Source organism: Gardnerella sp. c10Ua_244, assembly GCF_055818055.1.
Map to the genome: position 1 here is coordinate 56,677 of NZ_JARFVS010000003.1, position 12,802 is coordinate 69,478.

Consider the following 12,802-nt stretch of genomic DNA (forward strand, 5'->3'; position numbering starts at 1 on the left):
AATATTATTTTCTACTTAAATAATTCAGTTTAAAGAATTATTATTGTGCTCACGCCATCCAACTATTGGCAAATCAAATTTTGTAACTAAACGCTTCGTAAAAGGAGCACCAGAAAGTCTAGCTAATAATAGGTCATCTTTTGATTGACGAACTTGAATCCTTGACCCTTGAGGAAGAGCGCGCTGTCTTCTACCATCGCAACAAATCCAACCTCCAGAAGACGATTCATTAAGAATATCAATAGTAAAAGTAGAACCGGCACCAATAATTAGAGGACGCGCAAAAAGAGCATGAGCAGCTAATGGCACTAGTTGTAACGCTTCTACATTTGGCCACATGATTGATCCACCTGCTGAAAATGCGTAAGCTGTGGAACCAGTAGGAGTTGAAACTATTACACCATCGCAACCAAAAGATGACATTTCAACATCGTCTACTCGTATTGAAAGTTCTACCATTCGACCTCTGTCTTCGCGATCAAGAGTTATATCGTTCAACGCCCAATCACTTAAAGGCTTACTTTCGCCAGGAAGCCACACATCTACATGAGCTTCCATTCTCCTGTCAATAGTGTAATCCTTGTTTGCAATCCTACGAATAGCATCATTAATTTGAAAACTTTCAAATTCTGCCAAAAAACCAACATGACCAAGATTTATGCCGATAATTGGAACAGTAGTACAATGCACTAACTCAGCAGCCTGAAGCATGGTGCCATCTCCCCCAAGCACCACAACTATTTCCGTATTTTCATCAACTATACGAGTAGTTTTTTTAGCAAAATCAGACACAGAAGCACTGTTGAATATGTCAACAACGAATCCAGCTTTAATAAGTTGAGTCTTGACTTGATTTACCACATCACTGTGAACATCGATTCTAGCGTGAGTAACTACAAGAGCACGACGAGCCGACGAAGCGGAATTAGTATCGAAATGTTCCTGCATATACAGCCCCTTCGTACTGTTTAAACACAACTACTACTATTGTAATTGTTAGGATACATATTGAAAAATGCTAAACATTCAATAATTAACTTACTTCTCGTAACGTGCATAAAGAAGATACTCCGTATTGCCATGCGTTCCTTCAATAGGAGATTCGCAAGAGGAGATAACCTTTAGACCGTTTTGATTTGCACAACTTTTTATTGTTTCTAAAGCTTTAATTCTTAAAGTCTCGTCAGTTACTATTCCACCTTTTCCAAGGTTTCCTTTTCCTACTTCAAATTGCGGCTTAACTAAAAGCACAATATCTGCATGCAATTGAGCTATTCTAGAAATTACTGGAATAACAAGCGTTAGAGAAATAAAAGAAACATCCGAAACTATAAGATTTGGTTTATATGGCAAGTTCTCTTCGTACACATCTCGAATATTTACGCCACTCATTTCAATTACATGTGAATTGTTAGCTATTTTTGGATGCAATTGACCATGACCAACATCTAAAGCTATTACAGAATGAACACCTCTTTGCAAAAGAACGTCGCAAAAACCGCCCGTTGATGCACCTATATCTAGAGCTTTAGTTGATTTGGAAGTAGTTAAACCATTTTTAGAAAACGCTTCGAAAGCACCTTCTAACTTAAGTGCTCCACGAGAAACGTATCTAATACAAAATTGCGTATTTTTTGATTCGTCGATTGTTATTGTATGTGAATTGTTTACTAAAAATGAGGATTTCGTAATATTTCGATTGTCAACACTCACTACGCCAGCATGAATTAAACGCTGAGCAGTTGTCCTACTTTCTGCTAAACCACGACTAACCAAAGCGCAATCTAAGCGTTGTGAAATATTGCTATTTGAAAGTTTACTTAAATCCTCATTCACAGTCATAAGGAAAACTCCGGAAGAGTATAATTTTCCATATTTTCACCGCAATCTTGCAAGCTCCATGCCAGCGCACAAGCAGCTCTTAAAGCATTGCAATCGTTAGTGTTGTTAACTTCAATAATATTATTATTCACAACTCTTGCTATAGCATCTTCACAAGTAAAAGTACTACCGTTAACTCGTTCAGGAGCGTTGTGAGATTCGTTTAATCCTCGCAAGTCTTTAGAAACAAAACTTGGACGCAAATGTTTTGGCGCAAGCATAAGCATGCGAGGATCTGTAACTCCAGTAAGAACAAGTAGAGAAGCATAGCCTCCTCTTGTTCCAGCCTCAATATCAGTATCTAAACGATCTCCAACTGCTAATGAATACTCAATACTAATTACAGGATTCCCATACTCGTCTTTTTCAGTGTATTCTTCACATTCAGAATCATCATGCTTAGCATTAGCAGCAACCAAAAACCTTGCTTCATCATACATTGCAGATTCTGGTTTTCCAGCAGACGAAATAGGCTCTACACCCGTAGCATTAATAACAGCTTGAATCATGGAACCGCATCCAGGAGCAATACCATGCTCTCTTGGAATAGTTAAGTCGCGGTTAGTAACGAAATATTTTGCACCATGCTCAACAGCGAAAGAAACTTCCGCCATTTCTTGCCAAGTCATTTGAGGATACCAGCCTTGAATAACAGCTTTAGGATTATCTTCGCACGAATCTACGAGTTGTAATCCTACGCGTTGCACTTCTTGACGCAAATGTTCAGCGCCGAGAACAAGAACTTTGGATCCTTTCTCAACATTGCGAGCTACCATCCTTGCTGCAACAACAGAAGACGTTATAATCTGCCATGGTTCTACTTTTAAGCCAAAACTTTCCAGTTGTTTTGCAACAACAGATTGGAAACGCGAAGAATTATTAGTTGTGTATTCAATTGCCATTCCATTTTTTTGCGCAAACAAAATGGAATCAGACGCATATTCAACAGCATTTCCACCACGATATACAACACCATCTAAATCAAGCAGTGCTAGACGAAATGCATCGCTTAACGGACGATTACATGAAGAAAAATTCTTTTTCGTTTCAACTTGCATACTATACCTCATTTAAGTTTGCTAAACACTGCACTTAATTTAGATTCAAATTTTTCAAATATATTTTATAAATATCAACTCTCAAAGCAGCAAGTGCCCGGCTTACTTAAAAGCAGCCGAACGCAAATATTCAAATGTTACGAACTACTCTTCGTCAGCGTGAACAGCACTCATCTCGATTGTATCCGTATTATCCGCATTCTCAGAGTTACTTGTCTCTTCTGAGTCTTCTGAGTTTTCTAAATCTTCAGAATCTTCAGTTACTTCAGATTCTTCATCAGATTCTTCATCAGGAGCAAATTGAGCATCATCTTCACTCATGCCAATTTCATCCATCATGTCATCATTCAAATGCTCTAAATCATAGTCGATAACAATATCATCAGGATTTATATCTTCGTCATCAACATCAGCATACTGTTGCTCAAGCTTATCAAGCAAAGACTCTAATTCAATTGCTTCGTCACTACGCCCGGCTTCTTCCAAGAAGTATTGTTCTGCTTGAACTGCACGCATACGATACTCCCCAGGAAGACCCTTTGAACGACCCATTGCATGAACCAATTCAATAGCCTTATCAGCATGACCAGTATCAGCCAAAACACCTGCATAAACGAGGAACATTTCGGCTTTTACTTCTCCCCTTAAGGTTTTTGCTTCATCTGACATGCAAATTTCTAAAGCCTTATCTAGATTTCCCATACCGCGCTCGCAATCGGCAATAAATGGCAAATAATCAAGGTAGCCATTCATTCGCATTGCAGTGCGGAATTCCTTAGAAGCAAGCTTGTAATCGCCCTGACGATAGGCCACAAAAGCTAAAGTTTCGCGAGCAAAATCAATACGAGAAGCTTGCTTAGCAGCCCACTTTGCATGTTCTAATGCAAGTTCAGGATTTTCTTCTTGCAAAGTATAAGCTGCAAGAATATGAAGACCAATATTTTCAGCGTGTTCCTTTGAAAGACCGCGCAAACGCTCGCGATCTTCTTTAGAAAGCATTGCCCATTCCAAACCTTTTGGCATCTTAGGTTCACCAGGGCGACGTGCTGTATAAGGATTTTGAGATGGATAAGAAACAGTTCCGTCAGAATTGCGGCGTGGACCATCTTCAAAGCGGAAGTTACTACGCGAATTTGCGTGACGATCATCTCTGCGATCGTCACGACGATCAAAACGACGCTCATTATCTCTGCGCTCATCGCGACGATCGTCTCTGCGGTCATCACGGAAGCCGCCCTTAGAGCCTTTATGGAAATCTTTATGGAAATCGCCATTGCGATGGTTCTCACGACGACTATCCCTGCGATCGTCACGACGATCAAAACGATGTTCACCATCAAACTTCTTGTAGCGTGGGTTGCCACCTTCTTCACAAGAATGTTCAAAATCTCTAGAGCGGCGGTCATCGCGACGGTCATCTATACGATTAAAGCGACGATCATTATCGCGATTCTCTGAGCGGAATCCGTCCTTCTTAAAACCATTCTTCTTAAAACCACCGCGACGGTCATCTTTACGATCGTCATGACGGTTAAAACGACGATCACCATCACGCTTTACGCCAGAGTGGAAGCTCTCTTCACGGTCATCATCATTACGGCGGAAACCACCCTTCTTAAAACCGCCTTTATGGAAACCATCCTTATGGAAACCACCGCGACGCTCGCTACTTTTACCACCATTGCGATGACCAAATCCACCACGTTCACCAAAAGATTTCTTACCACTCCGCGAGTGTTCGCGTTCTTCGCCCATTCTGGCATACCTCTCATCTATGTGCAATTTTATTACAAAATCACATTTTAATTATATTCATAAAATAACTAAACATCTGCTGTAAGCAAGCTATAGCATACATCAAGCAGCAAGCTTACAACAGATGTATTTTTTAATACATCACAAACATTTATTAAGCGCGCTCTACGGCACCGATAGCTTTCTTGCCACGGCGAAGCAAAGCGAAACGACCGTGCAAGAAAGAGCCCTCACTTAACACATCGTCGACACCACTTACACGTTCATTATTCAGATACAAACCGCCTGCTTCAATAGCACGACGAGCTTCAGAAACAGTGCGGAATAGACCAGCGGCAACTGCAGCCTCAACAACACGATCTGCAACTTTAGCCTTAGCGAAATCTAAACTACCGTCTTCAGCCTTAACCTTAACACCATCTAAAGCAGCTTCAAGAGTCTGCTCATCAATATTGCAAAGATCACCACGTCCAAACAAAGCGGAAGAAGCTTCAATAGCCTGGTTTGTTAAATCTTCACCGTGAACGAAACTTGTAACTTCCCACGCAAGCACGCGCTGAGCTTCACGACTTCCAGGATCATCCTGAATTTGCTGAGCTAAACGCTCAATTTCATCTTTTGGCAAGAAAGTGAACACCTTAAGCAACTTAACAACTTCATCATCAGGCTGATTGAACCAGAACTGGTAGAAGCGATAAGGGCTAAGCATAGAAGGATCAAGCCACATGGCATTACCTTCTGACTTACCAAACTTACGACCTTGATTATCTGTAATAATCGGGCTAGTAAACACGTTTACGGATGTGCCACGAACCTTACGAATCAAATCCATGCCGGAAGTGAGATTACCCCACTGATCCGAACCGCCAAGTTGCAAAGTTACGTTGTAATTATCAAACAAGTACAAGAAGTCATTGCCTTGCAAAACTTGATAACTAAACTCAGCAAAAGAAATACCTTCATCGGAATTTAAGCGACGAGCCACAATATCCTTAGAAAGCATTGTTCCAACTCGGAAGTTCTTACCAACATCGCGCAAAAAGTCGATAGCAGACATCTTAGAAACCCAGTCGTAATTGCTGACAAAACGAACAGGATTTTCACCATCAAGAGGCAAGATTCGACCAATCTGCTTACGCAAGCGTTCAGCCCAGCCAGCCACAATATCCTTAGAATTAAGAGTGCGTTCTCCGCTTTGACGAGGGTCACCAATCAAACCAGTAGCACCACCAACTAAAGCAATAGGATGATGACCTGCAGCCTGCAAGTGACGCATATTAATAAGCTGCACAAGATTACCAATATGCAATGAAGCAGCAGTAGGATCGTAACCGCAATAATACGTTAATGGTTCTCCGTCAAGCGCTTGAGCAAGCTGCTGCTCATCAGTAGATTGTGAAATTAATCCACGCCACTTAAGCTCTTCAAACAAAGAAGCAAAACCTGCTTCCTTGTAGTTCCTGACCTGAGCCATTCGTATCTCCTTAATACAGAATACCGATAAATATCGGGCGCTTTGCGCGTCCACAAGCCTTTCAATTTTTGCAGCACATGGCGACACGCATAATAAAAAAGTGCCAAATATTATAAAGTACAATATTTGGCACTATAACGTGACAGCTAATAATCTAATTTTAAAATTATTTTATAGGCGAGATATAAGCAGAACCATCGCTTTTTGAATTTGCAAATTTATAATAATTATCCATTGCATTTTCAGCCTCTACAATTTGCTCTTTAACTCGCGCGAAGGCTGTACCGCCACGACCGCATCTGGCAGACACAGATCCAGCACTAGTCAATATTGTTCTAATATTCGCAATTTCTGCGCTATCAACAAAACCGCTTAGAATATTTGAAAAATCATCATCGCTTAAATCAGCAAGATCTCCCCCAATTCCCTCAGCTCGCTTTACACACAAACCAGACAAAGTATGAGCATTACGGAATGGAACACCCTTTTTTACAAGCCATTCTGCAATATCTGTAGCAAGAGCGAAACCAGTAGAAGACTGTTCATAAAGTCTATTTAGATCAAATTTCATAGTTTCTACCATTCCAGCAAAAGCTGGAAGAAGCACTTCTAAAGTGTCAATTTGATCAAAAACAGCTTCTTTATCTTCTTGCAAATCGCGAGCATAAGCAGTAGGAAGACCTTTAAGAGTTGTCATTAAACCAGTTAAATCGCCTATTAATCTACCAGCTTTACCACGAGCAAGTTCCGCAATATCTGGATTCTTTTTTTGAGGCATAATCGATGAGCCAGTTGAATAAGCATCATCTAAACGAACAAATGCAAATTCTTGAGTATTCCAAATAATAATTTCTTCACTTAATCGTGATATATCAACGCCAATCATTGCTGCGATGAATGAAAATTCTGCAACTAAGTCTCTACTTGCAGTTGCGTCTATAGAATTAACGCAAACTTTAGAAAAACCAAGCTCTTTAGCTACTTCTTCTGGATTAAGACCAAGAGTATTGCCTGCCAAAGCGCCTGCTCCATAAGGGCTTTCATCTGCACGCAAATCCCAATCTATGAAGCGATTTACATCTCGTAAAAGCGGCCAAACATGTGCCATTAACTGATGCGCAAGCAAAATTGGTTGAGCATGTTGCATGTGAGTGCGACCCGGCATCACCGCGTCTTTTGCATTTTTTGATTGATTCAGCAACGCTTGGCAAACTGACAACAATAATGATGCAATAATGCGCGCATGCCTACGCAAAAACATACGTATTAAAGCTGCAATTTGATCATTTCTAGAGCGACCTGCACGAAGCTTTCCGCCAAGCTCATTTCCAGCAATTTCAAGTAAACCGCGCTCTAATGCTGTAGCTTCATCTTCATCTTCCTCAATGGGTGCGAAAGTTCCGTCATCTACATGCTTTTGCAATTCATCTAATGCACAAGATAAATCAGCATACTCTTTTTCGTTAAGAAGACCTGCACGATGCAATGCATGCGCATGAGCTCTAGAACCAGCAATATCATCATCCGCTAATCGCCAATCAAATTGTGTGGACTTGCTTAGTTTCGTCAGCTCTGCTGAAGGACCTGAACTAAATCGTCCACCCCACAATGCAATAGGGTGATTAGTATTATTACTTTCATTATTTTCTAGTTCTGCGGCTGCTGCTTTTGTTGCATCGTGCATAGTTTATTACCTTTATATCTTTTTATATATATCGTATTAGTTGTTGTTTGCAACGCGCATATCTCTTGCTGCTGCAACCTTGCTAGACAATCCGTAGATTTCAATGAATCCATTGGAAGCACGCTGATCAAATGTATCTGAAGAATCATACGTTGCTAAATTAAAGTCATACAATGATTCCTCAGAACGACGTCCAGTAACTACAGCTTTGCCAGCATACATAGTCATTCGAATCTCTCCAGAAACATGCTCTTGAGTTTCATTAATAAATGCGTTAAGAGAACACACAACTGGAGAGAACCACTGACCATCATAGACAAATTCAGCCCACTTTTTATCAAGAGCACGCTTTAACCTATGCTGCTCACGCTCCAGGCAGCAATTTTCAAGCTCTTGGTGTGCAACAATTAGAGATTGAGCACCTGGAACTTCGTACAATTCACGAGATTTAATTCCTACAAGACGATCTTCAATAATATCGATTCGTCCAATTCCTTGCGCTCCAGCTCTTGCATTCATTTCTTCAATTGCTTGCAAAGGCGTTACACTATGACCGTCAATTGCGACTGGAATACCTTTTTCAAAAGTAATTCTAACTTCATCCGGTTCTTGAGATTCAAGAGGATTTTGCGTATAAGAATAGCACTCTTCAGTCGGAGCATTCCATGGATCTTCTAGGAAACCGGTTTCAATTGCACGACCCCACACGTTTTGGTCAATCGAATATGGGCTTTTCTTGCTTTGTTCAATTGGAAGCTTGTGCTCATTAGCGAATTCTATTTCAACATCACGAGTAAGTGACAAGTCTCGAATTGGGCTAATAGCTTTTAATTCTGGATCCAAAGATTGGATTGCAACTTCAAAACGAACCTGATCGTTTCCTTTGCCGGTGCAACCATGCGCAATTGTGTCTGCATCAAATTGATGAGCTGCATTCACTAAGTGGCGAGTAATCAAAGGCCTAGAAAGAGCAGAAACCAATGGATACACGTCTTCATACATTGCGTTAGCTTTTAATGCAAGCATGCAATAATTATCTGCGAATTCTTCGCGAGCATCGACAACATATGCCTCAACTGCACCACAAGCCAAAGCACGATTCTTAATTACTTCAAGCGCTTCACCGCCTTGACCAACGTTTAGCGACACAGCTACAACGTCTTGACCTGTTTGCTCTTTAAGGTATGGAATTGCTACCGAAGTATCGAGGCCACCTGAATACGCCAAGACAATACGTTTTTTATTAGTCATTGTGACCTCCCAGGTCATGTATTGGATAAATAAACAATAAAGAGCATATTATACATCTAAAATAAAATCAACAGATGCGCCAAAAAATTATTATATTTTTATCATCTTCGAAGAGTTATTATAAAATATAAAAAAATATATCAATTATAGTTATACATATAAAAACGCGCGCAGCTCAACAATGCACTGCACGCGTATAAATCTTTTCGTTACTGCAAAATTATTTTTTTAATGCAATATTTAATTAAATAGCCACAATATTTTTTAATAAATTGTTTAACGAGAAGCTACTGAAAGCATCCAATTTGCTCGATTTTCAGCTTCTTCATTTGAAACGCAAACCATAATAACTGTATCATCTCCAGCAACTGATCCTAAAATACCTTTCAAAGGCTGACGATCTATAACACTTGCAACATATTGTGCAGCGCCTGATGGAGTGTGAATAACAACAATATTATTTGCATGTCCAACTTCAGTGACAAGACCTGCTAAAGTGCGAGCAACTTGCTGATCAATTCGCACAGTATCCATAGCATGACGATTGCCAGTACCATCGCCAAGCACATACGCAATCCTGCCATCCGTTAATCGAATTTTAACGGCATTTAACTCATCTAAATCTCGGCTCAAAGTAGCTTGAGTAACATTAAAACCATGACGCGCCAACACTTTAGCGAGTTGAGATTGAGAAGTAATCACTTCTGCCAGTAACGCTTGTTCAATAGCGTTTAAACGCGCTGCTTTTGTTGCAGGACGTTGCTGTTTTATTGACACTTCGTTATTTGATTCTGCATCCGTTTCTGGATTCATCATAATTTTATCAAAACCTTTCATAAACATATTTTCAATTAAATATATACGAATATGTGTATACATATCTACATGCATAAAAAATTATTTATGTGTTCTTCGTCACACATATCTATTATGCATGAAAATGCTATATTTTATTTAAAAAATAGATGTTACTTTACATAAAAAGAAAAAGAGTTAATAATACAATAAATGCGATTATGCATACTACTATTAGAACGTATGCACAATCGCATTAACTAAAATATATTATATTTTACACTCGCAAAGTTGCGTGCAAGACTTCAGCAGCATCCGTAATCTTCTTACGAACTTCTTCCATCTCTTCGCCAGAAAGTGTTCTATCATTTGCTCGGAACGTTACGGAATAAGCAAGAGAACGCAAACCTTCTCCAAGCTGCTCACCCTCATACACATCGAACAACTCAACAGATTCAAGCAAATCTCCAGCAGACTTTTCAATAGCAGACTGCAATTCATTCGCTTTCAACTCAATTGGTGCAGTGAAAGCGAAATCTTGCTTTACAGGAGGGAAAGTCGAAATTGGTTTAGCTTGAACAGGCTTCATAATCATATTCTTAAACAATTCAGTTAAATCAAGCTCGAATGCTGCAGAATGCTTAGGTAAATCTAGCGCTTCACAAACATGTGGATGCAATTCGCCAACAACACCGAGATTGACGCTTGAACCATCTTCAGCAAGAACACAAACTTGAGCACTACGACCAGGATGCCAAGAAGATGGAGCATCTTGAGCTTTAAACTGTTCGAGAATGAACTTAACACCAATTCTCTTACCAACTCGCTGGAGTGCTTCAACAGCATCGCTCCAATCAACATCTCTATGAGTACCAAGCCAACCAGTTTCTTCAGCATGACCAGTTAGCAAAGCAGCAACATGCAAAGGTTGTTCCGGTAATCCAGCATCCAACGCAGCAAGCTCAGCATTAGAAGGTCTAACAGAACCAGGTAATGCAGGAATTGCAGGAGCATTTGGATCGCTAAAGTACACATGACCAAGCTCATACATGGAAATATCTGTTAAACCACGATGAAGATTGCGTCGAACAGTACCAGCCAAAGTCATCAAAACAGAACGACGAAGCCAAGGCCTGTCTCCAGCTAAAGGATTAGCAATACGAACACTTACTTCAGCAACTTCATCCACATTTTGACGGAAAGCTTTAATATCTTCCTCACCAACAAATGGATAGCTTAAAGATTCAACAAAACCAGTTTCCGCTAACTCATAAGCAATAGCTCGTCTAGTTTGCTGTTGCGCAGTTAAGCCAGTTCGACCAGTAACAGGAACAGCAGGAACCTTAACAGGAATCTCATCATATCCAACAAGTCGAGCAATTTCCTCTACTAGATCGCAAGGCTCATTCAAATCAGGACGCCAAGTTGGAGGAAGAACGGAGAAGGATCCATTTCCACCACCAGCAACAGAGCAACCAATATCGGTAAGAATATCGCTAATGCGATTCAAATCAACATCCAAACCGGCAACTCGCTGCACTTCATTAGCTTTAAACACAATCACATTTCGCGACTGAGTATTATTGACATCACACGGCGATGTAGATGGCTTAGCTCCACCAAACTGTTCCAAAAGATTTGCAGCCATTTGTGCAGCTGCTGGCTGCAATTGGGTATCAACGCCACGCTCAAAACGACGAGAAGCCTCAGAAGGAATCTTATGTCGACGAGCAGTACGAGCAATTGAAACGGGATCAAAGTGAGCTGCCTCAATCAAAATATTTTTCGTTTCACTCGTAACTTCGCCATACATGCCGCCCATAACACCTGCCAAGCCAAGCACGCGTGAACCATGGTTTCCACGAGGAGAATCGCAAATAACTAAATCCTCAACATGCAATTCATGATCTTTGCCATCCAAAGTCGTAAGATGTTCGCCCTCATGTGCACGACGAACTACAATTGGACCTTCAATTTTGTCTAAATCATAAGCATGAAGAGGTTGACCCAAATCAAGCATGACATAATTAGTGATATCAACAGCAAGAGAGATACTGCGCATACCTGCACGCGTTAAACGACGCTGCATCCAACGTGGGCTTGCACAAGTGGAGTCAAAACCGTGTACAGCACGCGCATAATATCGATCACAACCAGGTACACCATGAATTGGATTAGTATCTTCAATACTCACGTCAATATCTGAAGTCTTGTGACCTTCATCATTAATTTGCGATACCTGCTCATTCAACTTTGAAACAGGATCCGTATAAACAGTACCAGTTGAATGATGATATTCACGAGCAACACCACGATAAGAGAAAGCATATCCACGATCAGGCGTTATGTTAATCTCCAAAATCGGCTTATTAAGATGCAACAACTCCATTACATCGTCGCCAGGCTTCAACTCATCATATTCAGCCTTAGAGAAGCCATATTCACGCAACAAAATAATGCCATTGTGGCTATCTCCCAAACCAAGCTCACGCTCTGAAGCACACATACCGTCAGAAATATGACCGTAAGTCTTACGCGGCTCAATCTTAAAATCTCCAGGCAGAACAGCACCAGGAAGAGTTACAACAACCTTTTCACCAGCAGCCATATTAGGAGCACCGCAAACAATGCCACGAGGAACTTTCTTGCCGTTCTCGTCAACATCGTTGTATTTATCTCCAACATCAACATGGCACCAATTAATAGTTTTGCCATTTTTCTGCGGTTCAGGAGTTGCATCAACTACGTAACCGACAACAATTGGACCGGTAACTTGAGAAGTATGAATTTCTTCTTCCTCTAAACCAACACGAACTAAATCTTTAGCAAGCTGTTCGTAAGTTAAACCTTCTGGCACTTCAACATGATCTTTGAGCCAGTCAATATCTACCATTGGCATGAGTT

Annotated in this window: 9 protein-coding genes; all 9 read right to left on the reverse strand. The window is 40.5% G+C overall.

Going from position 1 to position 12,802, the window contains the following annotated elements; translation table 11 throughout:
* Positions 1-24 precede the first annotated feature (24 nt).
* The 9 genes from P0108_RS05670 to pheT all read right to left on the reverse strand — a co-directional run bounded on the left by P0108_RS05670 (position 25) and on the right by pheT (position 12,797).
* A complete protein-coding gene (locus P0108_RS05670; protein ID WP_102703056.1) occupies positions 25-948 on the reverse strand; it encodes an NAD kinase in 924 nt (307 codons plus the stop codon).
* A gap of 90 nt (positions 949-1,038) precedes the next feature.
* Positions 1,039-1,842 (reverse strand): TlyA family RNA methyltransferase, encoded by an 804-nt coding sequence (locus tag P0108_RS05675; protein WP_102703055.1) that lies wholly within the window; start codon positions 1,840-1,842, stop codon positions 1,039-1,041.
* On the reverse strand, positions 1,839-2,939 hold the full coding sequence (locus tag P0108_RS05680) for an HAD-IIA family hydrolase (protein WP_102703054.1): 1,101 nt from the start codon (positions 2,937-2,939) through the stop codon (positions 1,839-1,841). The genes P0108_RS05675 and P0108_RS05680 overlap by 4 nt, the downstream gene beginning before the upstream one ends.
* A 144-nt stretch (positions 2,940-3,083) precedes the next feature.
* Positions 3,084-4,694, reverse strand: a complete 1,611-nt coding sequence (locus P0108_RS05685; protein ID WP_102703053.1) for a tetratricopeptide repeat protein — start codon at positions 4,692-4,694, stop codon at positions 3,084-3,086.
* A gap of 154 nt (positions 4,695-4,848) precedes the next feature.
* The gene (gene tyrS, locus P0108_RS05690) at positions 4,849-6,168 is read right to left on the reverse strand and encodes a tyrosine--tRNA ligase (RefSeq protein WP_076002805.1); all 1,320 of its coding nucleotides are present in this window, start codon (positions 6,166-6,168) and stop codon (positions 4,849-4,851) included.
* Positions 6,169-6,334: 166 nt separating this feature from the next.
* A complete protein-coding gene (gene argH / locus P0108_RS05695; protein ID WP_473730858.1) occupies positions 6,335-7,852 on the reverse strand; it encodes an argininosuccinate lyase in 1,518 nt (505 codons plus the stop codon).
* Positions 7,853-7,888: 36 nt separating this feature from the next.
* Positions 7,889-9,103: an argininosuccinate synthase gene (locus P0108_RS05700; RefSeq protein WP_012914101.1), complete on the reverse strand. Its 1,215-nt coding sequence runs from the start codon at positions 9,101-9,103 to the stop codon at positions 7,889-7,891.
* 276 nt (positions 9,104-9,379) lie between these two features.
* Positions 9,380-9,919 carry an arginine repressor gene (locus tag P0108_RS05705; protein WP_032842537.1) on the reverse strand — a complete coding sequence of 180 codons (540 nt, stop codon included), beginning with the start codon at positions 9,917-9,919 and terminating at the stop codon, positions 9,380-9,382.
* A gap of 256 nt (positions 9,920-10,175) precedes the next feature.
* The gene (pheT, locus tag P0108_RS05710) at positions 10,176-12,797 is read right to left on the reverse strand and encodes a phenylalanine--tRNA ligase subunit beta (RefSeq protein WP_473046687.1); all 2,622 of its coding nucleotides are present in this window, start codon (positions 12,795-12,797) and stop codon (positions 10,176-10,178) included.
* Between the last annotated feature and the right edge of the window lie 5 nt (positions 12,798-12,802).